Below are 26,501 nucleotides of genomic sequence, written 5' to 3'. Positions count from 1 at the left end.
TCAATCATAACCGCCCTTGCAGCGAATAATCTGGTGTCTCGTTCAACCAGCACATAAGAGACACCGCCATGAGAATCGTCGACATCCGCGAGCAGACCGTTCCGATCAGCTCCCCGATCCGCAATGCCTACATTGATTTCAGCAAGATGACGCTAAGCGTGGTCGCCGTGGTGACTGACGTGATCCGCGATGGCAAACCCGTGATCGGCTATGGCTTCAACTCCAACGGCCGCTATGGCCAGGGCACGCTGATGCGCGAGCGCTTCATCCCGCGCATCCTCGAGGCAGATCCTGTCTCGCTGCAGGATGACACGGGCGCGAACCTCGATCCGCACAAGATCTGGCAGACGATGTTCACCAACGAAAAGCCGGGTGGTCACGGCGAGCGCTCGGTGGCCATCGGCACCATCGACATGGCGGTGTGGGATGCGACGGCCAAGATCGCGGGCGTGCCGCTGTTCCAGCTGCTGGCCGACCGCTATGGCAATGGCCAGCCGGAGCGCCGCGTGTTCGTGTATGCGGCCGGCGGTTACTACTATCCGGGGCAGGACCATGGCAAGCTGAAAGACGAAATGCGCAGCTATCTCGATCGCGGCTACACGGTGGTCAAGAAGAAGATCGGCGGCGACTCGCTCGACGAAGACCTGCGCCGCATCGACTCGATCCTGAGTGTGCTGGGCGACGGGCAGAAGCTGGCCGTCGATGCGAACGGCCGCTTCGACCTGGACACGGCGATCCGCTACGCCAAGGCGCTGTCGCAGTACGATCTGTTCTGGTACGAGGAAGCGGGCGACCCGCTCGACTACGAGTTGCAGGCAACGCTGCGCAACTACTACGCCAACCCCATGGCCACGGACGAAAACCTGTTTTCGATGCAGGATGCGCGCAACCTGATCCGCCACGGCGGCATGCGCGCTGACCGCGACTGGCTGCAATTCGATTGCGCGCTCAGTTACGGCCTGGTCGAGTATCTGCGCACGCTCGACATGCTGAAGGAGCACGGCTGGTCGGCCAAGCGCTGCATCCCGCACGGCGGGCACCAGATGTCACTGAATATCGCGGCCGGCCTGGGGCTGGGCGGGAACGAATCGTATCCCGACCTGTTCCAGCCCTACGGCGGCTTCCCGGATGGCGTGAAGGTCGAGAATGGCCACATCACGATGCCCGATCTGCCGGGGATTGGTTTTGAAGGCAAGGCCGATCTGATTGCGCAGATGCGGCGCCTGACCGAATGATCAGGCGCGGTTCGATGCGTCGAATTTGACCGGCTGCGTCGCGCCACCCTTGCGCCGCACGACGACGGTGCCGGCCATCTTGTCGTGCCAGCCCTGCTTGCGCGCGTCGAAGCCGACCCAGAGAATGCCCAGGAACAGCGGGATCATCGAGACGTAGTAGCCCAGGTAGCGGATGATGAACTGGCGCGTGCTTGGCTTGCCGCCGGTGCGCGCATCGACAATGATGGCGCCAACGGCCATCTTGCCCGGCGTGGCCGAGAGCTTGATCCATAGCGCGAGTACGAAGGCGGCCGGCAGGAGCCAGTTGATGACAAAATCCGCCGGACCCATGACCATCGCGGTGCTGTCCCAATACGCGGCGCCGTAGATGGCGTAGAGCAGTGGCAGCGCGACGATCATCACCAGGATGCTGTCGATGAGCGCCGCGCCGGTGCGCGCCCAGAAGCCAACGTATTCCAGTTCGGTCGATTCGTGCGGCTGCATGGTGGCTCCGGTTGGTTGTGCTGTAAGGACCCCCACAATAGCACTGGCCAACCGCCGCGTGGCTTAAGTCGCGAGGTAGCGCGTGACAGCCTGACCCACGTCAGTGGTGTTGGCCGTGCCACCCATGTCGGGTGTGCGTGGGCCTTCGACCAGGCAGCGCTCGATCGCTGCCAGCATGGCGTCATGCGCAGCCGTGTAGTTGGCGTCGCCCTGGCCCAGGAACTCAAGCATCATGGCGCCCGACCAGATCATCGCGATCGGGTTGGCGATGTTCTTGCCGTAGATGTCCGGGGCCGAGCCGTGCACCGGTTCGAACAGCGACGGGAAGGTGCGGTCCGGATTCAGGTTGGCCGACGGCGCGATGCCGATCGTGCCGGTGCAGGCGGGGCCGAGGTCCGACAGGATGTCGCCGAACAGGTTCGACGCCACGACGACGTCGAAGCGCTCGGGCGAGATCACGAAGCGCGCGCACAGGATGTCGATGTGGTACTTGTCCCATTTGACATCGGCGTACTGTTCGCCCATGGCGGCCACGCGCTCGTCCCAGTACGGCATCGAGATCGAGATGCCGTTCGATTTGGTGGCGGCGGTCAGGTGTTTTTTAGGACGGCTCTGGGCCAGGTCGAACGCGTACTTGAGGATGCGGTCGGTGCCGTGGCGCGTGAACACCGATTCCTGCAGCACGAATTCGCGGTCGGTCCCTTCAAACATCTTGCCACCGACCGACGAGTATTCGCCCTCGGTGTTTTCGCGCACGACGTAGAAGTCGATGTCGCCCGGCTTCTTGTTGGCGAGGGGGCAGGGCACGCCGGGCATCAGGCGCACCGGGCGCAGGTTCACGTACTGGTCGAACTCGCGCCGGAACTTGAGCAGGGAGCCCCACAGCGAGATATGGTCGGGGACGATGTCGGGCATGCCGACCGCGCCGAAGAAAATGGCCTCGAAGCCCGAGAGCTGCGCGCGCCAGTCGTCCGGCATCATCTTGCCGTGCTTGACGTAGTAGTCGCAGTCGGCCCATTCAAACGTGGTGAATTCGAGGTGGATGCCGAAGCGTTTGGCGGTGGCGTCCAGGGCGCGCAGGCCTTCTGGCATGACTTCCTTGCCGATGCCGTCGCCGGCGATCACGGCGATCTTGTGGGTTTTCATGGGTGTCTCCTCTGAGCTGATCCGAATGGTTCAAGAATAATGCAAAACGGGCTGTTTATAATGCTGCTCATTGTGGTGTGAAGGAACACGCGGCGTGAATAATCTATTAGAGAATGCCGACCTTCGGGTGTTCGTGACCGTGGCGCGTCAGGGATCGTTTGCGGGCGCGGCGCAGGCGCTGGGCATGTCACCGGCGTACGTCAGCAAGCGGATCGGGGTGCTCGAGGCCGCGCTGGGCGTGCGGCTGTTCCAGCGCACGACGCGGCGCGTCGTCATCACCGAGGACGGCGCGCAGGCGTTTGAACGGGCGCAGGCGATCCTCGCCAGCCTGGATGAGCTGATCGAGGAATCGGCCGAGCGGCGGCGGGCGCCCAGCGGCCAGCTGCGCGTCTGCAGCAGCTTCGGCTTTGGCCGTCAGGTCGTCGCACCGGCGATTGCCCGGCTGGCGCGCGCCTATCCGGCGCTGCAGATCCGCTTCGAGGTGTTCGACCGGCTGGTGGATCCGGTGGCTGAAGGGTTCGACCTCGATGTGCGGATCGGTGACGAGATCGCGCCGCAGCTGATCGCGCGGCGCCTGATGGTCAATCATCGCATCCTGTGCGCGGCGCCTGGGTATCTGGCGCAGCATGGGACGCCGCGCACGCTGCAGGACCTGGCGGGCCACCAGTGCCTGGTGATCAAGGAGCGCGACCATCCGTTCGGCGTATGGCGGCTGCGCGCGAAAGGCGTTGAGGAGACGGTGAAGGTGTCGGGCGCGCTGTCGACCAACCATGGCGAGATCGCGCTGCGCTGGGCGCTGGACGGCGCCGGGATCGTGCTGCGCTCGCGCTGGCATGCGCAGCCGCTGCTTGCGTCCGGGCAGCTAGTGCAGATCCTGCCCGAGTTTGCGCAGGAGGCGAACGTGTGGGCGGTGTATCCGCAGCGGCTGGGAAATTCGGCGAAGGTGCGGGTGTGCGTTGAATTTCTCGAGCGCGAACTGGCGTCGGATATGGCGGCGGGTGGGGCACCAGATGCTGGCGCGTAGCGCACCGCAGCGGCGCAATGGGCGCTGTTCGTGCACCGTCAAGGTGCAGCGCACCATCCATTCGCTCATTCACGACATGGGCAGTTCGTGCGGCTCGACACTGCGCCGCAACATGGGCGATAATGGCGGGCTGTAGCGCGCCGTAACTTGCGTGTTTGCGTCTTTTGACCAGACCTGCGCCGCCTGCAGCTTCTCTTACCCATCCGATCATCCGAGGACCATGAACTCTAGCCCGACGCTTGCCGATTCCGTGTGCGCAGCCCCGCGCCGCCACTTTCCCGCTCGCGTGGTGATATCGCTCGCGCCGATGTGCGCATCGCGGTCTGGTCCTGCATGCGCGATGGTGCGCGCGTGAGCCAGTCTGTCATGTATCCAGGCTCTCCCAGCAAGCCATCGCGTCCGATCATCGAGGTCAAGCCGCATTCGACGCTCGATGACGTCTACGGCATCATCGTCGGGGTGCTGTTCGTCGTGATCGGGATCGTGCTGCTGCATGCAGCGGGGCTGTTGACCGGCGGTGTCGCCGGCATCGCCTTGTTGACGTCGTACTCGACCGGCGTGCCGGTCGGTACGCTGTTCATGATGATCAACGTGCCGTTCTTCCTGTTTGGTTACTTCTTCATGGGCGCGCGGTTCACGATCAAGTCGCTTGCTGGCAGCGCGATGATCATGGGCCTGCTCAAGATCATGCCGTTCGTGCTGGTGATCGACCGGGTCCACCCGGCAGTGGCAGCATTAGGCGGCGGCACCTTCTGCGGCATGGGTATCCTCGCACTCGCGCGCCACGGCGCTGGCGTCGGCGGCACAGGCATCGTCACGCTGTGGCTGCAAAAGCAATACAACATCAACGCCGGCCGCACCCAGATCATGATCGACAGCGTCATCCTGGCGCTGGCCTTGCTGCTGGTCGCCCCCCACCTGGTCGCCTGGTCCGCCCTGAGCGCCGTCGCCATGAGCGGCATGGTCATGGCCTGGCACCGCGCCGGCCGCTACTTCGGTAGCTGACCCCCCCCAACAATTAGGGTCAGAGTAGAATTGTTGGATAATAGCCTTTAGAAAACGGCCATATTCGGGCTCTTGCAGATGAGCCCGTAAAAAATTGCATAAAAATTAGGGTCAGAGTCGAATTGTTTTTCAATTGATTTATAAAAATTGATAAACAATTCGACTCTGACCCTCATTATTTTTTGCTGTTATTAGCGCTACCTAGTGCTAGGCAAATCCTCTCGTGCATTTAATATCACGAGAGCATTTATAGACTCCTGCAAATCATTCTGAACAATTGGGGTCAGAGTCGAATTAATGGGCAATTACCCAAAGTTGTCAAACAAATCGACTCCGACCCTAAGCTCGGCAGTTAATCTTGCAAATTAATTGGGGTCAGAGTCGAATTAATAAACAATTGATTTATTGAAGTTGTCAAACAATTCGACTCTGACCCTATTTTTTATTCGGGTTATTGGGGTGGGGTGGGGTTTTGCGGGGTGGTAAGCATGTCGGTGCCGACCATGTCGAAAATGCTCAGTTGGCCGCCCAAGCGGATGAAGAGTTCCTGGTAGAGGGCGCCGGTGTTCATATTGCCCCATTCGACGGCGCGGTTGATCAGGTAGGGCGTGGGGCTGTGTGGCTCGAGGTGGGCGAGGTAGGTGGCGGCGGCGGCCAGGCAGGCGTAGGCGTCGGCGCGGTCGCGGAAGTGGTGGGTGGCGGGGGTGTTCGTTGCGGTTGCTGTGGCTGGTGTTTCGGTCTGTTCTAACGGTGCTTCGGTTGGCACTTCCGCTGGCGCTGGCGCTGGTGCTGGGACTCGTGCGGTGCGTTCGTTGTGGAGTGCCGTGAGGATGGCATGTACCTGGTCGGACAGGGCCGTCAGGCACGGTGCGGTGGTGGTTTGCGGGATGTTGAAGGTGCCGTGGAGCAGCGCGATCGTGGCGTGCGCGTCTTCCAGGGCGGTGATGCGCTCGGTCAGGATTGCTGGTGGGATTGCTGCCAGCGTGCTGCGGGTCGTGGCGTCGCCATCAAGCTCTTGCGCGGTTTGTTCGCAGTCAGCCCACGTCGTGGTACGGCCGTCTTCCGTTGTGAACAGTGGTGACTGGCGTAGCGTCGGGGCCAGCTTCTGGTCCAGCCAGCGGAGGATGTTCGCGCGGGCTTCGGTGTCGTTTTGTTCCAGCTGCGGATGCAGGGCGCTCGGGTACCGCTCGCACAGCGTGTGCGCCAGCAGCAGGCAGGGAGCCAGCGCGCCCAGGCCATGTTCGTGGACCTGGGACTCGCACAGCCACGCGGCCAGTTGCAGGTCCTTGCCCTGGGTGCGCAAGGCGCCGGCGGCCAGGTTGCTGACGTGCGGCCAGTCCGAGCGCTTCGGTTGCCGCTGCCAGACGCCGCGCGGCTGGACATCTTCATCGCCCTGGCGCGCTTCGATGATGGCGCGGTAGACGCTCGTTGCGCGGGCCGGCAGGCCTGTCGGATTGGCGGGATCCACCGGCGCTGCCAGCGCCTCCAAGGTGATGCCGAGGTGGCGCAGGAAGTGGTCGTCGGCGCGCCTTGTCAGGTTGCCGTTGGGTGGAACTGGTTCAGGCATGGGGCTCTCCCGTGAATGCGGCCCGACAGAGTGGGGCGCCAATAAAGGCCACACTGTAGCGCAAATGCGGCCAGCCGGTCAGGCGCCAGGAGCCAGAGCCGAAACTTGAGTGTAGCTCGATGTCGCCAACGTCATGGCGCCAACGCGCAGCGTGGCCCGCAGGCCCGGATGGTTGTCGTCCAGTGTCAGCGTGCCGCCATGCAGTCGCGCTACTGCCGAGACCACGCTCAGGCCGAGGCCCACGCCGGGCGTGCCGCGGCTCGCGTCCACCCGGTAGAAGCGCTCGATGACGCGCGTGCGTTCGTGCACGGGGATGCCGGGACCATTGTCGGCCACGATGATCTGCACGGTATCGGCATCGATGCGCTGCGCGGAGATCGCGATCGCGCCGCGCACCGGCGCGTACTTGAGCGCATTGTCGACCATATTGCCCAGCGCCTGCGCCAGCAGCACGGGGTCGCCCACCACGTGCAGGTCGTCCGGGCCGTCAAAGCCCAGCGCGATGTCCTTCAGTTCGGCGACCGGCGCATAAAACTCGGTCACTTCGGCGCCCAGCGCCGCCAGGTCGACATCGACGAAACCGGCCCGCCGGCTGCCGCTGTCGATTTCGGCCAGCCGCAGCAAGGCATTGAAGATGCCCATCACGCGGTCGACGTCATCGATAGCGGCGTCGATTTCGAAAAAGGTTTCGTCGGGCGCCGGCCGCGCCACCGACAGTTCTTCTAGCCGCGCGCGCAGCTCGGACAGCGGCGTGCGCAGGTCGTGTGCAATCGCGTTCGAGACATCCTGTACGCCGGTCACCAGATGCTCGATCTGGTCGAGCATGCGGTTCACGGTGCGCGTCAGTTGCTGCAGCTCGTCGCCATCGCCCGGTTCGACCAGGCGGTGCGACAGCTTGCCTTCGATGATCGAAGCGGTGGTGTCGCTGATGCCCTGCATGCGGCCCAGCAGCGCGCGGCGGATCATGAGGCCACCCAGCGCGGCGCTGAGCAGCACCGTGACCGCGCAGCCCAGCAAGCCATACGTGAACAGGCGTTCGAGCTTCTGGAAGCGATTGAGGTTACTGGCCACGAGCAGCCGGTAGCCGTCTTCCAATGTCACGCGCACCAGCTCTACGTTGCGCGGCACGTCGTCGACCACGATCGTCACCCGGCACAGGCCATCGCGGTTCGGCACGCCCTCGGGCCACGCCTGCAGATTACCTGCCAGCTTGGCGCCGTCAGGCGCGACGAACAGCATGATCTTGCGCACGCCGTCGTTCACGCCGTGGACCTGGCTGTCGATCGCGGCGGCCAGCGCGGGCGGGCCCTGGCGGATGAACAGGTTGCTCAGGTGCTGGGCGTCGGATTTGAGCAGCTGGCTGCGCACCTCGCCGATATTGGTATGCCACGCGTACCACAGCGGCCCGGCGAACATCGCCAGTACCAGCAGCGTCACGAGGCCATAACCGATGGCGATCGTGCGGGCGGAAAAACTGGGGAGCCTGAGCATCGTGTGCGTCTCGCTCAAGGCTGGTCGGTCAGCATGTAGCCGGCATTGCGCACCGTGCGCAGCAAGGCCGAGGGAAAGCCGGCGTCGATCTTTTGCCGCAGCTTGCTGATGTGGACATCGATGACATTGGTCTGCGGGTCGAAGTGGTAATCCCACACGTTCTCGAGCAGCATCGTGCGCGTGACGACCTGGTTCGCATGGCGCAGCAGATAGGCCAGCAGCTTGAATTCGCGCGGCTGCAGCGCCAGCGTCTTGCCGGCGCGCGTGACGCGGTGTGCCAGCATGTCGACACTCAGGTCGCCCAGCGTCATGACGGTTTCCACGGCCTGGCTTTGCGAGCGGCGCAGCAGCGCGTCCAGCCGCGCGAGCAGTTCGCCGAACGCGAACGGCTTGGTCAGGTAGTCGTCGCCACCGGCGCGCAGGCCGCGGATGCGGTCATCCACGCCGTCGAGGGCGCTCAGGATCAGGATCGGCACCCGGTTACCCTGCTGGCGCAGTGTTTCGATCAGCGCCAGGCCATCGATCCCGCCGGGCAGCATGCGGTCCATGACGATGGCGTCATACGGCTCGCTGACGGCGTAGACCATGCCGTCGCGGCCATTGTCCGCATGGTCGACCGTGTGCCCGGCTTCGCTCAGGCCCTTGGTGACGAAGCGCGCGACGCGCTCGTTGTCTTCGATGAGGAGCAGTTTCACGGCGACCTCAATGCGTTTGCGGTTGCGAAGGCGCGGCCGGCGCCTCGCCGCCGGCCGGCGTGTCATCGATATGGACCGGCGTTTTCGAACGCGACGCGATGATCACATAGAACAGCGGAATCAGGAACGTGGCCAGGAAGGTCGCCGTCAGCATGCCGCCGATGACGCCGATGCCAAGCGCATTCTGGCTGCCCGAACCCGCGCCGCTCGACAACGCCAGCGGCAGCACGCCCAGGATGAACGCCATCGACGTCATGATGATCGGGCGCAGTCGCACCTTGGCCGATTCCAGCGCCGCTTCGACAATGCCCATCCCCTGCATCTGCAGTTCGCGCGCGAATTCGACGATCAGGATCGCGTTCTTGGCCGACAGGCCGATTGTGGTCAAGAGACCCACCTGGAAGAACACGTCGTTTTCCATGCCGAAGGCCGTCGCTGCGCTCAGGGCCCCGAGGATACCGACCGGCACCACCATGATGACCGAGATCGGGATCGCCCAGCTTTCATACAGCGCGGCCAGACACAGGAACACGACCAGGATCGACAGCGCGTACAAGAGCGGCGCCTGCGAGCCTGCCTGCGACTCCTGCAGCGAGATGCCGCTCCACTCGAAGCCGATACCTTCCGGGAGTTCGCCCACCAGGCGTTCCATGATCGCCATCGCTTCGCCGGAACTGAAGCCGGGCGCGGGCTGACCGAGAATCTCGGCCGACTCGATGCCGTTGTAGCGCGCCATCGCCGGCGAACCCCAGGCCCAGCGTGCACTGGCAAAGCTCGAAAACGGCACCATCTCACCCGCGCCATTGCGCGCATAGAGCAGCTTGATGTCGTCCGGGTTCATGCGGAACTGGGCGTCGGCCTGCACGTACACGCGCTTGATGCGGTTGTCCGTGTCGAGGAAGTTGTTGATGTAGCGCGAGCCCCAGGCCGTCGAGAAGGTCTGGTCGACTTCAGTCAGGTTCACGCCCAGCGCGGCGGCCTTTTCGCGGTCGATGTCGATCTTGTAGGTGGCGTTGTCGGCCTGGCCCGTGAAGCGCACGCGCTGCAGGTTGGGCTCCTTGCGCGCCAGCTCGAGCAACTGGTCGCGCGCCTTGGCCAGCGCGTCGTGCCCCCTGCCTCCGCGGTCCTGCAGTTGCAGCGAGAAGCCGCTGGCCGAGCCCAGGCCGCGGATCGATGGCGGTTCGACCGTGTTGATGGTCGCGCCCTGGTAGTTGGCGTAGCGCGCTGTAATCCGATTGGCCAGCGCCGACACGCCCAACGCGTCGTCCTTGCGCTCATCCCAGGTCTTCAGGCGCACGAACAGGCGGCCCTGGTTCTGGCCGCGCTGCGGCTGGCTGGCGCCATTCACGATCAGCGTTGCCTCGACCATCCTCGACTCATTTTTCAGCAGATACTGGCTGATTTCTTCCAGCACGCGGCCTGTCGTTTCCTGCGTGCTGCCCGCCGGCGTCTGCACCTGGACAAACATATAGCCCTGGTCTTCCTTCGGCAAAAAGCCTCCCGGCAGACGCATGAAGAGCGCAATGACGGCGCCGATCAGCACCAGGTATACCACCATCCACAGCGCGCGCCGGCCCAGGATGCGTGTCACGCCGCCCAGATAGCGGTCGCGCGTCGCGTCGAACGAGCGGTTGAACCAGCCGAAGAAACCCTTCTTTTCATGGTGGTCCGGGTCGACCGGCTTGAGCATCGTCGCGCACAGCGCCGGCGTGAGCGTCAGCGCGATGAATGCCGACAGCAGCATCGAGGCCACGACCGTCAGCGAGAATTCGCGGTAGATTGCGCCTACCGTGCCGCTCGAGAAGGCCACCGGCACGAACACGGCCGACAGCACGAGGGCCACGCCGATCAGCGCGCTGGTGATCTGGCCCATGGCCTTGATCGTCGCTTCCTTCGGCGGCAAGCCGTCTTCGTGCATCACGCGCTCGACGTTTTCCACCACCACGATCGCATCGTCGACCAACAGGCCAATGGACAGCACGAGGCCGAACATCGACAGCGTATTGATGGTAAAGCCCAGCGCCGACATGATGCCGAAGGTCCCCAGCAGCACCACCGGCACCGTGATCGACGGGATCAGGGTGGCGCGGAAGTTTTGCAGGAACAGGTACATGACCAGGAACACCAGCACGATGCCCTCGATCAGCGTGTGGGTCACGCCCTTGATCGACGTTTCGATGAAGGGCGTGACGTCGTTCGGATACACGGTGCGCAGGCCGGGCGGGAAGAATTCGCCCAGCTCTTCCAGGCGTGCGCGCACGGCATCCGCGGTGTCGAGCGCATTGGCGTTCGGCGCGAGCTGGATGCCCAGGCCTGACGCCGACTTGCCGTTGTAGCGCACGTCGACGTTGTAGTTTTCGGGTCCCAGCGCCACGCGCGCGACGTCGCCGATGCGTACCGACGAGCCGTCCGGCTGGACCTTGACCAGGATGCGCTTGAATTCCTCGGGCGTGCGCAGCATCGTCGCCTGGTTGATGGTGGCGCTCAGGGTCTGGCCTGGCACCGCAGGCAGGCCGCCCAACTGGCCGCCCGAAACCTGCACGTTCTGGGCGCGGATTGCGTCCGTTACGTCGATCGGCGTCAGTGCAAAGCTCGTCAGCTTGACCGGGTCGAGCCAGATGCGCATCGCGTACTGGGTGCCAAACAGGTTCATGCTGCCCACGCCAGGCATGCGAGAGAGGGGATCCTGGATGTTCGAGGCGACGTAGTTGGCGATGTCGAACTTGGTCATGCTGTCGTCGTCCGAGACGAACGCCGCGACCATCAGGAAGTCGGACGTCGATTTGGTCACGCGCAGGCCCGATTGCTGGACCTCGCTCGGCAGGCGCGGCACCGCCGCCTGCAGCTTGTTCTGTACCTGGACCTGGGCGATGTCGGGATCGGTGCCGGCGGCGAACGTCAGCGACGTCGTCGACTGGCCCGTGTCATCGCTGGTCGACTGCATGTACAGCAGGTTGTCGATCGCGGTCATCTGCTGCTCGATCACCTGGATCACGGTGTTCTGCATGGTCTCGGCCGACGCGCCGGGGAAGGTCGCCTGGATCTGCACCGATGGTGGCGAGACGGGCGGATACTGCTCGATCGGCATCTTGAGCAGCGCGATGCCGCCGGCCAGCATGATCAGCAGCGAAATGACGATCGCGAAGATCGGACGGTTGATGAAGTACTTTGGCATCTTCGATTATTCCTGGCGCGCGGCGGTGGCTGCGGCAGGCGCCGCCGCCGGTGCTGCGACGCTGGCTGGTGCTGCGCTGGCTGGCGCTGCCGGCGCGGCCGCCCTGACCACGGTGCCGGGCCGCAGCTTCTGCACGCCGCTGACGATCACGCGTTCGCCAGCTTTCAGGCCGTCGTCGACGAGCCAGAAACCATCGACCAGCGCGCCGGTGCGCACGGTGCGCAGTGCGACCTTGTTGTCCTGGCCGACGACCATCACGGTGGCCGTGCCCTGCGGCGTGCGCGTCACGGCCGTCGCGGGCACGCGCATGACCCCCTGGCGCACGCCCTGGCTGACGCTCGCGCGCACGAACATGCCGGGCAGCAGCAGCTTGTCGGGGTTCGGGAAGCGCGCGCGCAGCGTGACCGAGCCGGTGGCCTGGTCGACCGTCACGCCGGAAAACGCCAGCGTGCCGCTGCGGCTGTAGGTGCTGCCGTCTTCCAGTTGCAGGCTGACCTTGGCGGCATCGGTACCTTCCATGCGCACGCGGCCGGCGGCGATCTCGCGCCGCAGCGCCAGGCCTTCGCTGCTCGATTGCTGCAGGTCGACGTACATCGGATCAATCTGCTGGATCGTCGTCATCAGGGTGGCGGCGCTGCCCTGGACATACGCCCCCTGGGTCACGGCCGACACACTGCTGCGGCCCGCGATCGGCGCGGTCACGGTGGTGTAGCCGAGGTTGATGCGGGCCACCTCAAGGGCGGCCTTGGCGGCTGCGACATCGGCCGCCGCTTCGAGTTGCGCCGCCTCGGCGGTCTCGAATTCCTGCTTGCTCACCGCATTTTCCTTCACCAGCACGCGGTTGCGATTCAGTTGCGACACATTGCTGGCCAGCGTCGCCTGCGCCCGTTGCAGCTCGGCTTCGGCGCTCTTGACGGCGGCGCGGTACGGCGCCGGATCGATCAGGTACAGCGGCTCGCCCTTGCGCACGTCGGCGCCTTCGTTAAAGCGGCGCTCCTGCACGATCCCGTCCACTCGCGCCCGGACCTCGGCCAGCAGGAACGGCGCCGTACGGCCGGGCAGGGCGATGTTCAGCGCCACGTTCGTGGTGGCCATGGTCAGTATGGCGACTTCGGGCACCGCAGGCGGGGCAGGCTTGGGGTCTTTGCCGCAGGCAGAAAGCAGCGCGGCGGCCGTTATGGCGGTCGCCAGCGCCGGGCGGCGCGGAAGAGTCATCGAGGGCATGGGTGTCGGATCCGTTTGCAAGGTGGAGAGCGTATTGTTCCCTACCTTCGACTATGCCCGGCGCAGGCTTAAACGGGGGTGGCTAATTCGTTAAATATCGTTAATGTTGGCGCTGCCAGCTTCAGCTTCAGCTTCAGCTTCAGCGCCAGTGACCGCGTCGGTATGCGATCGCGAGCAGCGCGATGGCAGCCATGGACCATGTGATGCCGGTGACGATGGAACCTTCAATGCCGTAATCCCCGCCAGAGAGCCATGCTGGACCGCTTGTGGATACCTGAAGCCAGCCGCGAGCGGGGTGGCCGGAGACAGAGACCGCGAACACGGCATCACACAAGAAATTCCATGCGAAATGCAGGCCGATCGGCAGCCACAGACGGCCAGAGAGCAGATAGGCGCCGGAGAGGGCAAGCGATGCCACCGCCGTCATCGCCGCGCTGAGCACGCTGAAACCTTCGTTCGGCATGTGGGCGACCACAAAAATCACGGTCGACACGCCCAACGCAATTTTCGTGCCCCAGAATTTCTGCAGCATGCCGAAGACAATGGCGCGGAACACGATCTCCTCGAAGATGGCCACCATGACTTGTTCAGGAAAAGGCTTCAGCAGCACGCCCGGCGCTACTGCGCCAGTGATGATGAAGGCGCCACTGGCCAGCAACACCGAATACGTCGCCACGACGAGCAGCACGCCGATGCCGAGTCCGCGCCATAGTTCACGTCCCGCACCAGCCAGAGCCAGCTCAGTGACCGGGCGGCGTTCCAGACGCATGACAAACCAGCGATAGCCAGCTACCGCGACAGCAGCCGACAGCAGCATGGGCCAGCCGAGGCGCAGCGGTTTCGGCACGATTTCGGTGAGGCCCAGCGTGACAAACATCGGCACGATTGTCGCCAGGATGCCCACGATCGCCAGGATCAAAGGATAGTGCAGGATGCGGGTGCGCAGCGGCATTGCGGAAGGTACGGCATATTGCTGGGTACTCATGACGGCTCCTCGTGGTTGGTCCGCTCGCGCGCGGCATGGATCCGTGCGCCGAACGGTCGTGCTTCCAGCGCAGCGATTGCTTGCGCCAATACTTCCGACAGCGGGTATGCCAGATCTGCATCCAGCGTTGCAGCGGCCGCAGTCGTCGCCCCCCAGCAGCGCTGCAGTTGCGGCAGCAGCGCGCGCCCTTTCTCCGACAACCCGATCAGCTTTTGCCGTCCATCTTCGGATGACATGCGGATGACCAGCTCTTCCTTCAGCATCAATGCGAGGGTCTGCGTTGCCGCCGGCTGCGTGATGCCAGCACTTGCGGCAATGTCGCCAATAGTGCGCGGCTCACGTACCGCCAGTGCTCGCATGACGGGGGTATAGCGCGGGCGGTAATTCAGGCCGGCCTCCGTATAGGAAGCAGCTACTGCGCCGTCAAGCAGCTCGATAAGATGGCGCAACTTGGTGCCGAGTCCTTGTTTCATGGAATTGATCATACACTTATTTGTATAAGCGCTTATATAAATTTACAAGCTGCCTTGTGACGAGGCAAAATTAAAGCGGCTCATGAAAAACGTGTAGCAGTGCACAGCCGGACCAGGCAAGATGGGACGTGCAGCGCTTGAATCAGCAACCAGGAGACACAGGCGTGCCTTTTTCCTTTTTATTCGTTCTGCTATTCATGCTTTGCGCTGTTATCAGTCCATTGGTAGCAGCGGGAGTCGTCTGGGCGCTATGCACACCGCGGTGGCGTTACCTGGGAAGGCGGGCGAGCACAATGGGGATCATCCTGGCTGCGCTCTGCGTCGCCACGTATTTCACGCTTCACGCGCTGCTGGGAGAGGACATTCTCCTTGAACCACTCTCCGTTGCAATCGCTGGTGGCGCCGGTTTCACGGCTGGGGTATTCGGTATCTGCGCATGGATATGGGCGAGGCGCCGCAAAGACTTGGCGACAGCCGACTGCGCAGTGCGCGTAGACTGAGGCCAGCCAGCAATCGCAGGCCGGCCTGGCAATCGCCCAGCAGAATCCGGTGCATCAGAAAGCGGCTTCATCCTTAACACCAGCACGCGCCGGCAGCCACAACGCAACCTCAGTCCCATCCCCCGGCGCCGACACGATCTCGATCACGCCGCCGTGCGCGGTCACGATCTCGCGCACGATGGTCATGCCCAGGCCGTTGCCAGGCACGTCGGGCAGGGCGTTGGCGCGCCAGAAGGCGTCATACACCTGCTTGCGCTGCTCCGGCGTCATGCCCACGCCCTGGTCGCGCACCCGCACTGCGGCGCCGGCCTGCCCGGCGCGTTCCTGCTGCGAGATGCTGATATCGACAATGCTGTCCGGCGCCGAGTAGGCCAGCGCATTGTTCACGATATTGCCCAGCGCCTGCTGCACGCGCGCGGCGTCGGCCGTCACGGGCTGCAGGCCGGGCGCCACGGCCAGCGCGATCCGTGCGGCGTGCGCGTCGTTGGCCAGCGCGCCCTGGATCCTGGCCATCATGTCGGCCAGGTCGAGCAAGGTTGGCTGCAACTGCGCCGCGCCGCCCGCATCGATGCGCGCCAGGTCGAGCATCTGGTTCACCAGGCCGATCAGGCGCGTGGCCTGGCGGTGGATGATGTCGATCAGCTCGCGCCCGGTGGCCGGATCGAACTCGCGCTTGAGGAGCAGCTCCGAAAACCCGAGGATGCTGGCCATCGGCGTGCGCAATTCGTGGCTGGCGGTGCGGAAGTAGTCGTGACGCCGCTGGTTGGCGGCGCGCACCCGTTCGCGCTCCGCGCGCAGGCCGTCCATGTCGCGCACGGTGGCCACCAGGTGCACATGCCCGTCGAGCGTCATTTCGGCAATCGAGATTTCGGCCGCAAAGCTGCTGCCATCGACGCGGCGGGCAGTGCCCTCGTGGTGCGAGACGACCTGCGGCGCCATGCCGATCAGCAGGGCCGACGACTGGCCAGTCAGGACGGTGCAGGGCGAGCCGAACAACGCCTCGGCTGCCGGATTGCACGACAGGATCCGGCCCACGGCGTCGAGCAGCAGCACGGCGTCGGGCAGGTGTTCGAGCAGCGTGCGCAGTGTGCGCGCGCTGCTGCGCTCACGCTCGCAGGCGGCGCGCAGCTCGATAGTGGCGATTTCGCCCGCCACCATGCCCGCCAGGTCGCGCAGCATGGCGCGGTCGGCGTCGGAAAATTCGCGGGGTACGCTGTCGATGATGCACAGCGTGCCGATCCGCATGCCGTCCCCGACGTCGATCGGCGAACCGGCGTAGAAGCGCGCCGCCGTCTCGCCGCGCACCAGCGGATTGTTGGCAAAGCGCGCGTCGGCGCGGGCGTCGCGCACCACCATCACGTCGTCCTGCAGGATGGCGTGCGCGCAGAAGGACACCGAGCGCGGCGTCTCGGTCAGCGCCACGCCCACGCGCGACTTGAACCACTGGCGGTCGGTGTCGACCAGGCTCACGAGCGCGATCGGCACCTTGAACAGGTGCGTGGCCATGCGCGTGATGCGGTCGAACGAGGCTTGCGGCGGCGTGTCGAGCAGATTCAGGTCGAGCAGCACCGCGTGGCGCCGCGCTTCATCCGGCGGCAGGGGGGCAGAACCAGGAGTGGGGTGGAGGTTTGTCGGCGTCTCGTTCATTATGGGGTCCTGCGGATGGATCAGGGCGCCGGTGGCAGCGCCGATGTCACTGCGGCGCGCAGGGCCGCGAGCGGCGCCGGCTTGGTCAGGTAAGGCACGTCATTGGGCAGGCCCATGGCCAGCACGGTCGGCTTGTCCATGCCGCTGATAACCACCATCGGCATCGACGCGGTGGCCGGATTGTCGCGCAGGCTGCGGATCATGCCGAAGCCGTCCATCCCGGGCATGCGCAGGTCGCTCACCAGGATATCGGGGCGCGCCTGGCCGATGCACATCATGGCCTCGAAGCCGTTGCTCGCCTTGCGCACCGAGAGATCCATCCCCCAGGTTTCGATTTCCAGTTCGTACAGGCGCAGCAGCGTCGCGTCGTCGTCGACAATCAGTACCGTGCGCGCGGGGCCCAGCGGCAGGATCGGGCGGGCGCTGTTTGCCATGGCGGGCGGTGGGGCAAGCACGGCGCGACGCCCGTCGAGCAGGCGCTCGACCGAGGCATTGGTGATGCGGCGATGGCCGCCCGCCGTCTTCCATGCCTGTAGCGCGCCGTTCTCTACCCACATCTGCACCGTGCGGTGCGAGACGCCGATCCGCTCGGCCGCTTGCCGCGTGGTGCAGAAGGCCGACCGGTCACAGGCGGGCTCAGTATTTTCTTGACGGTCGGCAATTTTCATATTTGCTGATTTTACCGGTTCGCATTGGGCTGTCAAGGCAAACCGGAAGGTCTCGTCGTCACTGATGGGCACTTGCAACACCAGTCTTACCGACGGGCTGATGCTGGCCCGTCATCGGTATTCGCGACTGGCAGATAGAGGGTGACTTCAGTGCCGACGCCGGCCTCGGATTCGAGCGCGATACGCCCGCCGTGAAGATCGACGATCTCCTTCAGGATCGTCAGCCCCAGGCCGCTGCCGGGCGCCGCCGAATCGCTGTCGACGCGATAAAAGGCGTCAAAGACCTGGGCCTGCTGCTGGGGCGTCATGCCGATGCCGCGGTCGCGTATGCGGATCGCCACCATCGGCCGTTCGCCCCACCGTTCGGGGGCGGCGCGCAGCGAAATTGGCGTACCGGGGGCGGAATACTTGATGCTGTTGCTGACGATATTGGTCAGCGCCTGCTGCATCTTCTGGGCGTCGGCCGCCAGTGGCGGCAGGCCAGGTGCGATGTCGGTGCTGACGCGGTGCGCCTGGCCAAGGCCCTCGAGCGACGCCAGCGTCCTGCTCACCAGATCGCCCACGGGGACCGCATCGATCTTCAGGTCGTCCCGCCCGCCCGCTTCGATCCGCGCCAGGTCGAGCATCTGGTTGACCAGGCTCACCAGGCGGCCGGATTCGCGGTGGATGATCTCGACCAGCTCGCGACTGACGGCAGGATCGAAATCGCGCTTGAGCAGCAGTTCGGAAAAGCCCAGCACGCTCGACATCGGCGTGCGCAGTTCGTGGGTCGCGGTGGCGAAGTGGCGCCGGCGCCGCTCGTCGGTGGCGCGGTTGTGCTCTTCGGCCGCGCGCCGCTGCGAAATGTCGCGCACCGTCACGGCAAACTTCGGCCGCGCCGCCCACATCATGCGGCAATACGAAAACTCGACCGGGAAGCGGCTGCCGTCCAGGCGCCGCGCCAGCGCCTCGTAGCGCGCGCCTTCGCGCAAGTGACCCGAGCGGCGCAGGCGCAGCAGGTCTTCGTCCATCAGTTCGCGCAGCGGGCGGCCCACCAGCAGCGGACCGGTCGCGCCGAACAGCCTTTCGGCGGCCGGGTTCGCGGCCACGATATTGCCTTGCGCATTGAGCATCAGGATGCCGTCAGGCAGGTGGCCCACCAGCGCCTTTTCCCAGCCTTCGGGTGCGGGGCGACCTGCCGGGCGCGCACGCAATTCATCGCCCGCAATGGCGGCCAGGTCGCGCAGCGTGGCCATCTGCTCGTCATCGAAATGGCGTACCTCGCGGTCGATCACGCACAGCGCACCGACCCGGCTGCCGTCCGGCGCAGCCAGCGGAATGCCGGCATAGAAGCGCACGTCCGGCGCACCGGTGACGAACGGGTTGTGGGCAAAGCGCGGGTCGAGCCGCGCGTCATCGATCACCAGGCCGTCCTCGTGCTCGATCGTGTGGGTGCAGAACGAGGTCACGCGCGTGGTCTCGTGCAGATCGATGCCCACGCGCGACTTGAACCACTGGCGGTCAGCGTCGACCAGCGCGATCAGCGAGATGGGCACGCCGAGCAGGCGGCAGGCCAGGCGTGTGATGCGGTCGAAGCGTTCTTCGGGCGGGGTGTCGAGCAGGGCGAGTTCGTGCAGCGCGCGCACGCGTGCCTGATCGGACTGGGGGATGGATTGCGGGGCAGCCAAAGTCGGGGCAACAAGGGGGTGTCGGTCCGGCTCGGAATGCATGATGTTGATCCTGTCAGTCGCGCGCAGCCGCCGCGTCGATGTCACTGAAGATGCGTTCGATCCGGGCGCGCAGTTCAGGGAAGCGCACCGGTTTGGCAAATACCGGGATGTCATCGGGCAGCCCCATCGACTTGATGGTGGCAGGATCAAGGCCGCTGATGACGATGATTGCCATATTGCCATAGCGCGGGTCGGCGCGCAGCGTACGTACCATGCGGAAACCATCCATGCCCGGCATGTTCAAGTCGCTGATCAACAGGTCGGGTCGTGCTTCGCCGATCCGGATCAGCGCATCGAAGCCGTCGCGCGCCTTGATCAGGTGGGCGTCGAGGCCCCAGCCCGCCATTTCCAGCTCGTACAGGCGCAGCAGGGTGGCGTCGTCGTCGGCCATTACGATGCGCCGGCCGGCGGGTGTCGATCTGGCAAGGGGCGCCGGTGCAGGTTGACCGCCGGTGACTGCATGATTGCGCTGTGCGACCAGACGGTGTACCGAAGTGAGCAGGATACGGCGATGGCCGCCGGCGGTTTTCCAGGCTTGCAGCACGCCGCTTTCGACCCAGAGCTGCACGGTCCGGTGCGACACGCCAAGCAGGCTCGCTGCCTCCTTGGTCGAGCAGACTTCTGCGGAAGCGGGGTCGGTCGGCGCGGGCGCTGGACTGCTGTGCGATGTCATGAATAGAATTGTGCAGGTGGTTAAAAGCCTCCCGACCGGGGGCCGATGATCCACCCCGTCGCGTGTCGTCAAGCTGACAGCGCGTCGGAACAACCGGATCAAGCCACCTGGATGCGTAACCAATACGCATAGGCAAGTCAACAATCTATCAAATTATCACCAATTGCGATAGTGGAACGTGATAACCCGTTTCTGTATTGTAACTTGCGGTCATGAACAACGGTACACTATTGCACTCTTACCGTCGCCGTCACGGTGCCACTGGCCCCCGGCGCCAGCGTACCGGTGATGCCCCACTCGATTTTGCCATTGGCGCCCACATCGGGTTTGACGGCGACTGCACAGGCCAGGCCGGAGGGCAGCGTGCCGCAGCTGCTGTCGGCATAGGTCGTGAAGGCCGGCGTGGTGTCTTCGATCTTCAATTGTGTCAGCGTGGTGGTGCCGCTGTTCTCGAACGTGATCGTATACAGGATCGTGCTGCCCGGCGTGGCGTTGGCCTTGTCGACCGCCTTGGTCAGCTTGAAGTCGTCGCAGGTCTGGCAAATGCCTTCGACTGTCACCACGATTTCGCCCAGGCCGATGCCGAGCAGCTTGAGCAGCGGATCGGCCACGCCCGTGAGCACCGGCGCGATCAGGGGAGTGACCACGTTCTTGACCAGCGTCTTGACGAGCGGTTCGACCGCGCCCTGCAACAGCCCCAGGGTCGGCATGCTGCGAATCTGCAGGTTCGTCGCCAGGCTGTTGGCCGCATTCGTGATGAAGGTCGTGCTCGAGGTCACGGTGCGCGTCTGCGGGAACGTGCCCGACATCGTCACGCTCGTCGAGAACGGCGCCTGGCCACGCACGATGCTCTTGATGTCGAGCGCAATATCGACCGGCAGCAGCCCCAGCGCGGCGGCCCGCAGCGATCCGATCGTGCCGAAGTCGACGTCCGAGTCGAGAATCGCGCGGCTGCGGTTGAAGAACACGCTGTCGTCGATCTTGCCGATGAAAATGTCCGACACGCCCGGCGCCACCTGCAGCGTGACGGCCTTGGTCGCGGCACTCACGGCGGAAAGGCTGCCCTGGCCGCGCGCGACTTCCACATACACGTCCAGCTTGCCGATGCCGACCGACGCGCTTTGCAGCAGTCCCGTACCGAGCAGCGAATCGGTGGCCGGCGTCAGTGACACCAGGTCCATCTTGAGCTTGAGGCGGATCGCGGCCGAATGGAAGGTCGAACCGGTCGGCCCGCACACGTACACCGGCGGCTCGATCACCTGCGCATACAGTTGCAGGTTGTTGACCACGCCAGTCGCGCCCAAGAGACCACCCGAAATCCCGACCGGCTGCGGCGTGGTCAGCACGTTGCGGCGGTTATACAGCTGGACCAGGCCGGTGAACATGTCGAGCGCATTGATCGTGCTGGTGCCGAGCGACCCGGTGTCCGCCGTGACCTTGAGCAGGTCGCCCAGGCGCACGGTGCCGCCCACGCCATTGAGTTGCGAGGCCAGGCCGGACAACGCACCGGCCAGCTGCGGCTTGGCCTCGGCCTGCGCCTCGACTGCCAGCGCGTTGGCGATCTGCACCAGCGTGACGTTGGCGCTCAAAGCCTGCGCCGGGGTCGATACGCCCAGGTCGGTCTTGAGCACGTTCAGGAAATTGAGCAGGTTCAGGTTGCCGCTGGCCAGTGCGTTCCAGTCCACCGCATTGAGTGATGTACCGGTGCCGAGCATGCCGCCCAGTAGCGGGCCGAGCAGGGCGCTCTTGCCGGTGTCGACGCTGGCCAGGCGCGGGCCGGCGGTGATGCAGGCGCCGGTTACCGTGCAGTCGGCCTTGGCGGGCAGCGCGCCGAGCAGGCAGGCGAGGGCAACGAAGACGCGCAGCCAGGCGTGGCGAAGGCGGGACGAGAGCAGTGCGAAAGTCATGTCGGTATCCTTGATTACTTGAGGAGGTCGCCCGAGAGCAGGCCTTGCAGCGTGTTCTCGTCGAACTTCATGCGTACCCGGAAGTACACGCCCTTGGCAGTGGCGTCGGCGCCGGCCAGGTCGCGTTCCTTGAAGCCGAGCAGGTTGTAGCCGGCCGAGACCCACATATTGCGTTGCAGCTGGTAGCCCGCCTCGATGCCGGCGGCGTACTGGCGGCCGCGCGTGTCGCGGTCCATCAGCATCTGCGCGGTGGCGCCGATGTCCCAGTCGGCATTGATCTCGTGGGTCACGCGGCCGGCCACCAGGTGGCTGACCGTGCGGTTCGACAGGCCGCTCGACTGGTCCATTGCCATCTTGGCGGCGTAGCGGGCGCTGACCGTGGTGTCAGTGCGTAGCTGCCAGTTGGCGCCGACCGAGACGGCGTGCACGGCGCGCTTGAGGTCAGCCAGGCCGTCGTCGCGTTCGAGCTTGTACTCGTACTTGGCCAGGCCGTTCAGGCCGATCGACTGCAGCGCGCGGTAGGCCACGCCGCTTTGCAGCAGCTCGGTCACGCGCATCGTCTTGCTGGCATTCGAGCGTGTGGCGGCCAGCGTGTTCTTGCCCAGGAAGGTCCAGCTGTCATCGATCTTGTAGGCCAGGCCGAGCGTCGAGAGCAGGCCGTCGCTGTCGGCGCCGTGGCGCAGTTCGAGGCGGGCGTTGCCGGTCCAGGTCGGATGGCGGCTCACTTCGATGGCGCCGGTCAGCGCGATCGCTTCGTTGTTGTTGGCGCCCGAGAGCACCTTGACGCGTTCGAAGCTTGTGTTGGCGCGCACGCCATCGCCCAGCGTCCACAGATTGCGCAGTCCAAGGGCTGCTTCGGCCTGGCGCTCGCCGGTCACGGTGCCCGCTGGCGACGTGCCGCCGGCGCGGTATTCCGAGAACACGCGGCCGTCGTGCATGTAGTCGGTGTCGACGCCGAACACGGTGGCGTGGCGCTGCTGGCCCTGGTTCAGCGCGTAGGTTGAACCCAGGCTGCTGATCAGTTCATGGCGGCCGTACACGCGGCTGCCGCCGGCGAAGCGGTAGTCGCCGCCCAGCGCCACCATGCGGCGGCCATTGTCGTGGATATCCTGTTCGCCTTCGACGAACACGCCGGCCTGCGGCAAGCCAGGGATCTGCATGCCCAGCTTGGCGCGCACGCTGGTCAGGTCTGGCTGGGCCACGATGACGCCGGCGCCGCCTTCTTCACGCGAATGGCGCATGCCCACTTCGGCTTGCAGGCCGTTCTCGAACGCGTAACCGGCGAAGACCTGCACGCCGTTGCGGGTGGCGTCGGTGGTCAGGTCGGCCGTGTGCAGGCCTTCCAGGCCGACGCTGGTGCGCTCGGTGAAGCGGTAGCGCACATTGGCGCCGCCTTCGGTGCGGCCCTTCGGCAGATTGGCCGATGGATTGTCGAAATTGGCGTCGGCGCGGCCCAGGAACAGGTGGCTTTCGAGCTTGCCGTCGGTGCGGTTCGCATCGAAGCGTGCGGCGCGACCCGACAGGCCGGCTTTTTCCATTTGCGCCGCTTCGACGATGACGACGGTTTTTTCATCCGGCTTGACGCTGGCGTTGACGCTCACCAGGCGGGTCGGGGCGGCCGGATTGCGGTCTTCGACGGCGCTGGCGCCGACTTCGACGTGGCTGCCGATCTGGTACTGGGCAGCGACACCGCCGACCAGGAAGCGCGCACCGTTCTGGTCGACTTCGTACGCCAGGCGCAGGCTGACCGGGTTCAGGTTTTCGTCCAGGCTCGGCACAGGGGCGCGCAGCAGGATGCGGCCGCTGAGCGGATCGATGTCGTAGTCGACGTAGCGCACCAGGGCGCGGCGCGACAGGATCACGCCGGTCTGGTCGCGGTCACGCACGATGATTTCGATGCGCTCGCTGTTGATGACCATCAGGCCGCCGCCGGTGAGGAACGGGCCCGAGGTGCCGTTGGCGGCGAATTCTTCGACCATCTGACGGGTGCTGTCGTAGCTGAGGAACGAGTCGACTGTCAGACCGTCCAGTTCGGCGTGCTGGCGCAGGCCCGTCAGGTTGCGGTTGTAGGCGCCCAGGTTGCGCGCCGGGGTCACGCCTGGCGGCACGAAGTCGCCGAACATCACGTACGAGCGGTTGCGCTCGGCCTTGACGTACAGGCGGCCGGCCGATTGCGCCTCGAAGCCACGGCGGGCGTCGTCGCCGTAGGTCGGGTAGAACGCAAACGGGTTGATGTCGCGGAACATCTTCGGTTCGGTGTCCTTGTCCGAGTCATACGACATGGTCAGCAGCGTATCGGCGCCGATCTGGCCCTTGGCGAACATCGCGGCGCGGGCGCCGGCGTTGACGGTCTCGCCCCCGGCCACGTGGCGCAGGCGGTCTTCGAAGCCGTCGAAATCGCGCAGCGGGGTCGCGGTATTGCCGCGGCTGCGGTTCAGGCTGAAGGCGCCTTCGACGACGCCGGCTGCCACCATCGGGCGCAGGGCCGGCAGGAAGCGCAGCGTGTTCTTCGCGCGCAGCAGGCCGCTGGTGGCTTGCAGGCGGGCTTCGCCGGCGTCCGGCGCCGTGCGCAGTGCGAATTCGGCGCTGCCGCCTTCGACGAAGACCTGGTGGCCAGGCTCGCGTGGATCGAGGTCGGGCTGGTCCCACTGGCCAGCGCTGGCGTCCAGCGTGACCGGGGTGCGTTCGGCGATCAGCACGCCATGGGCGTCTTCGAGGCGCACGGCGACCATCGCCAGCGAGCGGCCATCGGCCGGGGCGGATTCGGCGAGCGGGGCGACCGACAGGCGCGCCAGGGCGCCCGGCACGACCACGTCGACGACGCTGCTGCCGCGCGGGTTACCGAAGCTGTCGGTCTCGCGCACTTCGATCAGGTTGTGGCCAGGCTTCAGCGTCACGCCGACATAGTCGCGCAGCTCAAGCGCCTGCGCCGCCACCGTGTCCTGCTTGCCGATATGGCTGTCGTCGACGGCCACGCCATCGACCAGCAGCGTGAAGCTCGAACCGGCGCCGCCCTTGACGCGGATGGTCGGCTGGGCGTGCGGCAGGATCGCGCCGTCGATCAGGCCGATGAAGCCCAGGCGGTTGGTCACCGTGGCCAGGTCCAGCTCTGGCGCGGCTTTTGCGGCGGCCGGGCTTGGGGCGGTCAGCACGGCGGCCGAGGCCAGCACGGCGCGCAGGCGGGCGGCCCGGGCCTTGATCGCCTCGAGCACGTCGGGATTGCAGCCGCTCAGCGCGAAATCGGCGCGCGCCAGTTCGCCGTCCTTCAGGTCGACGAAGCGGCTGCCGGCGTCGCCCGCATTGCGGTTCGACAGCACGGCCAGCTGACCGGCCAGCATCGTGCTCAGGTCGACTTTTGCCACGTGGGTGCGCGGGGTAACGTCGGCGAAGCTGTAGCGGCCGTCGGCATCGGTCTGCGAGAAGCTGCCGTCTTCCAGGTAGATGCGCACATCGGGAATGCCCGGCTCGCCCAGGTCGCGCTGGCCATTGACATTGCAGTCGGCGAACACGTCGCCCAGGATGAAGCCCTTGCTGCTGAAGATGCCGGCTTCGACCTTGACTTTGGCCGCGGCCACCGACGAGACCAGGGCCAGCGGGGCGCCGCTGGTGGCCTGGGCGCGGTTGATGCCGTCGCCCTGCAGCGCGCCGCCGCCGATGCGCACGCGGTAGCGCAGCACGCGGTTCGATTTCGCGGCCAGCGTATCGAGGGGAATGCGCAGCGTCGGGCCGCGGTTCTCGAACCGGTCGGTCACGAGCGCGCCATCGATGCGCAGCGTGCCTGGCACGAAAGAAAAGCCGGCCGGCAGGCGGTCTTCGACCACGACATCCACCAGCGCCTGTTCGGCGGTGTTGTGGACGCGCACCGTGTAATCGAGCACGTCGCCCACTTCGACGATGGCGCGCGACGCGTTCTTTTCCACGTACAGCACGCCCGGGATCGGGTCGAGCGGCACGTCGATCGTGACCACGCCCGAGGTTTCGCTGACGATGAACTCGCCGCCGAACGAACCATACAGGTTGGTCGTGCGGCCCGCGGGCAGTTCGCCGATCTCGCGTTTCGACGGGAAGCCGTAGTTCGACGGCGGGGTCACCTGCAGGCGGTACAGGCTCGGTGCCACCAGTGGAAACTGGTACATGCCGCCGCCATCGGTGATGACGGTGCTGGGCGCCGGCGTGACGCCATCCACGCCGAATACGCGGGCCGGCGCACCTGGCGCGCCGCCGTTGCCGGCGCCGCTGATGTCGATCAGGGTCACGGTCGCACCTGGTAGCGGCAGGTTGCTGCGGCTGTCGTAGACGATGCCGATCGGGTCGACCAGGATCGCGGTCTGGATCACGCCGCTGCCGCAGCCTGCGACGGTGGCGAGCAGGGTGTCGTTCTTCATGACTTCGATGATGCCGTCGTTAGCGTCGTCCTCGTGGTCGTCGTCGTCGTTGTGGCTCGCGGCGACGGCGCTGAAGCGGTATTCGCCCGTGTCGGCGCCCGTCTCGCGCGCCGGGAACGCTTGCCGGTCGCCAGTCAGCGTGGAGACCAGTGTCACGCTGACCTGCTCGGCAACATTTTTGTCGGTGTTGCACTCGGCGGCATCGACCTGGAGGAACAGGTTGCCGTTGAGCTCGGTCGCACGCGCCACGCGGCTGTAGGCGGCCGAGGTGAAATACGTGATCGAATCGGAGCGCACGGCGCGCACGGTATTCGATTCGATGGTGATGCTGGTGCCGGCCGCGCCGACGAAGGTCGCGCTGGCACGGTTGTTGATGGCGGCGCCCGCGTCGCAGGACAACCACAGGACAAAGCTCATGCAGAGAAATACGAGGTGTCGGAGGAAGGTCGTCATGGCGCGCGCGGGAGTCTGGGAATTCGAAGGCAGCGCCGCCGGAGCGGCGCTGCGTT

Annotated in this window: 19 protein-coding genes; 4 read left to right on the top strand and 15 right to left on the bottom strand. The window is 65.4% G+C overall.

The genetic code is table 11. The annotated features are described in order from the left end of the window. Positions 1 to 68: 68 nt before the first annotated feature. Positions 69 to 1,235, top strand: coding sequence for a mandelate racemase/muconate lactonizing enzyme family protein (locus tag AC56LV_RS08275; protein WP_499556903.1), 1,167 nt, complete (start codon positions 69 to 71; stop codon positions 1,233 to 1,235). Here the strand turns inward: AC56LV_RS08275 and AC56LV_RS08270 are convergent, their stop codons facing one another. Both AC56LV_RS08270 and AC56LV_RS08265 read right to left on the bottom strand, forming a co-directional pair. Beyond that, positions 1,236 to 1,718, bottom strand: a complete 483-nt coding sequence (locus AC56LV_RS08270) for an RDD family protein (RefSeq protein WP_499556902.1) — start codon at positions 1,716 to 1,718, stop codon at positions 1,236 to 1,238. A gap of 63 nt (positions 1,719 to 1,781) precedes the next feature. Then, positions 1,782 to 2,864 (bottom strand): tartrate dehydrogenase, encoded by a 1,083-nt coding sequence (locus tag AC56LV_RS08265; RefSeq protein ID WP_499556901.1) that lies wholly within the window; start codon positions 2,862 to 2,864, stop codon positions 1,782 to 1,784. 94 nt (positions 2,865 to 2,958) lie between these two features. Between AC56LV_RS08265 and AC56LV_RS08260 the strand changes: the two genes are divergently transcribed. The 3 genes from AC56LV_RS08260 (at position 2,959) to AC56LV_RS08250 (ending at position 4,893) form a co-directional block, all read left to right on the top strand. Continuing rightward, on the top strand, positions 2,959 to 3,888 hold the full coding sequence (locus AC56LV_RS08260; protein ID WP_499556900.1) for a LysR substrate-binding domain-containing protein: 930 nt from the start codon (positions 2,959 to 2,961) through the stop codon (positions 3,886 to 3,888). After that, positions 3,875 to 4,024, top strand: coding sequence for a hypothetical protein (locus AC56LV_RS08255; RefSeq protein WP_499556899.1), 150 nt, complete (start codon positions 3,875 to 3,877; stop codon positions 4,022 to 4,024). The genes AC56LV_RS08260 and AC56LV_RS08255 overlap by 14 nt, the downstream gene beginning before the upstream one ends. Positions 4,025 to 4,239: 215 nt before the next feature. Next, on the top strand, positions 4,240 to 4,893 hold the full coding sequence (locus AC56LV_RS08250) for a YitT family protein (RefSeq protein ID WP_258834683.1): 654 nt from the start codon (positions 4,240 to 4,242) through the stop codon (positions 4,891 to 4,893). 451 nt (positions 4,894 to 5,344) lie between these two features. Here AC56LV_RS08250 and tssA read toward each other — a convergent pair whose 3' ends face one another. From tssA to AC56LV_RS08185, 13 genes are all read right to left on the bottom strand, one after another. Then, entirely contained in the window at positions 5,345 to 6,460 is a 1,116-nt protein-coding gene (gene tssA, locus AC56LV_RS08245; RefSeq protein ID WP_499556898.1) for a type VI secretion system protein TssA, read from the bottom strand. A 78-nt stretch (positions 6,461 to 6,538) separates the two neighbouring features. Continuing rightward, a complete protein-coding gene (locus tag AC56LV_RS08240; RefSeq protein ID WP_499556897.1) occupies positions 6,539 to 7,969 on the bottom strand; it encodes a sensor histidine kinase in 1,431 nt (476 codons plus the stop codon). Beyond that, the gene (locus AC56LV_RS08235; protein ID WP_499502895.1) at positions 7,966 to 8,646 is read right to left on the bottom strand and encodes a winged helix-turn-helix domain-containing protein; all 681 of its coding nucleotides are present in this window, start codon (positions 8,644 to 8,646) and stop codon (positions 7,966 to 7,968) included. Before AC56LV_RS08235 ends, AC56LV_RS08240 begins: the two co-directional genes overlap by 4 nt. Positions 8,647 to 8,653: 7 nt before the next feature. Beyond that, the gene (locus AC56LV_RS08230) at positions 8,654 to 11,821 is read right to left on the bottom strand and encodes an efflux RND transporter permease subunit (RefSeq protein WP_499556896.1); all 3,168 of its coding nucleotides are present in this window, start codon (positions 11,819 to 11,821) and stop codon (positions 8,654 to 8,656) included. Between the two features lie 6 nt (positions 11,822 to 11,827). Beyond that, a complete protein-coding gene (locus AC56LV_RS08225) occupies positions 11,828 to 13,036 on the bottom strand; it encodes an efflux RND transporter periplasmic adaptor subunit (RefSeq protein WP_499557983.1) in 1,209 nt (402 codons plus the stop codon). A 148-nt stretch (positions 13,037 to 13,184) separates the two neighbouring features. Continuing rightward, positions 13,185 to 14,030: a CPBP family intramembrane glutamic endopeptidase gene (locus AC56LV_RS08220; protein WP_499556895.1), complete on the bottom strand. Its 846-nt coding sequence runs from the start codon at positions 14,028 to 14,030 to the stop codon at positions 13,185 to 13,187. Beyond that, positions 14,027 to 14,515 (bottom strand): MarR family winged helix-turn-helix transcriptional regulator, encoded by a 489-nt coding sequence (locus AC56LV_RS08215; protein ID WP_499556894.1) that lies wholly within the window; start codon positions 14,513 to 14,515, stop codon positions 14,027 to 14,029. The genes AC56LV_RS08220 and AC56LV_RS08215 overlap by 4 nt, the downstream gene beginning before the upstream one ends. Positions 14,516 to 15,057: 542 nt before the next feature. Continuing rightward, on the bottom strand, positions 15,058 to 16,650 hold the full coding sequence (locus AC56LV_RS08210; RefSeq protein WP_499556893.1) for a sensor histidine kinase: 1,593 nt from the start codon (positions 16,648 to 16,650) through the stop codon (positions 15,058 to 15,060). A gap of 20 nt (positions 16,651 to 16,670) precedes the next feature. Next, on the bottom strand, positions 16,671 to 17,318 hold the full coding sequence (locus AC56LV_RS08205) for a response regulator (RefSeq protein WP_499556892.1): 648 nt from the start codon (positions 17,316 to 17,318) through the stop codon (positions 16,671 to 16,673). A gap of 86 nt (positions 17,319 to 17,404) precedes the next feature. After that, the gene (locus AC56LV_RS08200; RefSeq protein ID WP_499556891.1) at positions 17,405 to 19,027 is read right to left on the bottom strand and encodes a sensor histidine kinase; all 1,623 of its coding nucleotides are present in this window, start codon (positions 19,025 to 19,027) and stop codon (positions 17,405 to 17,407) included. Between the two features lie 13 nt (positions 19,028 to 19,040). Beyond that, on the bottom strand, positions 19,041 to 19,700 hold the full coding sequence (locus tag AC56LV_RS08195) for a response regulator (RefSeq protein ID WP_499556890.1): 660 nt from the start codon (positions 19,698 to 19,700) through the stop codon (positions 19,041 to 19,043). Between the two features lie 227 nt (positions 19,701 to 19,927). Continuing rightward, positions 19,928 to 21,607: a hypothetical protein gene (locus AC56LV_RS08190; protein WP_499556889.1), complete on the bottom strand. Its 1,680-nt coding sequence runs from the start codon at positions 21,605 to 21,607 to the stop codon at positions 19,928 to 19,930. Between the two features lie 14 nt (positions 21,608 to 21,621). Beyond that, positions 21,622 to 26,445, bottom strand: coding sequence for a hypothetical protein (locus AC56LV_RS08185; protein ID WP_499556888.1), 4,824 nt, complete (start codon positions 26,443 to 26,445; stop codon positions 21,622 to 21,624). Between the last annotated feature and the right edge of the window lie 56 nt (positions 26,446 to 26,501).

The sequence above is a fragment of the Telluria sp. RB2R28 genome (genome assembly GCF_059685835.1).
Note: the sequence above shows the minus strand (reverse complement) of the source record. Positions and strands in the feature narration are given on the sequence as shown.

What these genes read in the sequence shown, in the direction of transcription:
- tssA (WP_499556898.1), bottom strand. Translation starts at nt 6,460, where the DNA reads ATGCCTGAACCAGTTCCACCCAACGGCAACCTGACAAGGCGCGCCGAC.
- AC56LV_RS08205 (WP_499556892.1), bottom strand. Translation starts at nt 17,318, where the DNA reads ATGAAAATTGCCGACCGTCAAGAAAATACTGAGCCCGCCTGTGACCGG.
- AC56LV_RS08190 (WP_499556889.1), bottom strand. Translation starts at nt 21,607, where the DNA reads ATGACTTTCGCACTGCTCTCGTCCCGCCTTCGCCACGCCTGGCTGCGC.
- AC56LV_RS08185 (WP_499556888.1), bottom strand. Translation starts at nt 26,445, where the DNA reads ATGACGACCTTCCTCCGACACCTCGTATTTCTCTGCATGAGCTTTGTC.
- AC56LV_RS08255 (WP_499556899.1), top strand. Translation starts at nt 3,875, where the DNA reads ATGCTGGCGCGTAGCGCACCGCAGCGGCGCAATGGGCGCTGTTCGTGC.
- AC56LV_RS08210 (WP_499556893.1), bottom strand. Translation starts at nt 16,650, where the DNA reads ATGAACGAGACGCCGACAAACCTCCACCCCACTCCTGGTTCTGCCCCC.
- AC56LV_RS08270 (WP_499556902.1), bottom strand. Translation starts at nt 1,718, where the DNA reads ATGCAGCCGCACGAATCGACCGAACTGGAATACGTTGGCTTCTGGGCG.
- AC56LV_RS08195 (WP_499556890.1), bottom strand. Translation starts at nt 19,700, where the DNA reads ATGACATCGCACAGCAGTCCAGCGCCCGCGCCGACCGACCCCGCTTCC.
- AC56LV_RS08215 (WP_499556894.1), bottom strand. Translation starts at nt 14,515, where the DNA reads ATGATCAATTCCATGAAACAAGGACTCGGCACCAAGTTGCGCCATCTT.
- AC56LV_RS08225 (WP_499557983.1), bottom strand. Translation starts at nt 13,036, where the DNA reads ATGACTCTTCCGCGCCGCCCGGCGCTGGCGACCGCCATAACGGCCGCC.
- AC56LV_RS08220 (WP_499556895.1), bottom strand. Translation starts at nt 14,030, where the DNA reads ATGAGTACCCAGCAATATGCCGTACCTTCCGCAATGCCGCTGCGCACC.
- AC56LV_RS08200 (WP_499556891.1), bottom strand. Translation starts at nt 19,027, where the DNA reads ATGCATTCCGAGCCGGACCGACACCCCCTTGTTGCCCCGACTTTGGCT.
- AC56LV_RS08230 (WP_499556896.1), bottom strand. Translation starts at nt 11,821, where the DNA reads ATGCCAAAGTACTTCATCAACCGTCCGATCTTCGCGATCGTCATTTCG.
- AC56LV_RS08275 (WP_499556903.1), top strand. Translation starts at nt 69, where the DNA reads ATGAGAATCGTCGACATCCGCGAGCAGACCGTTCCGATCAGCTCCCCG.
- AC56LV_RS08265 (WP_499556901.1), bottom strand. Translation starts at nt 2,864, where the DNA reads ATGAAAACCCACAAGATCGCCGTGATCGCCGGCGACGGCATCGGCAAG.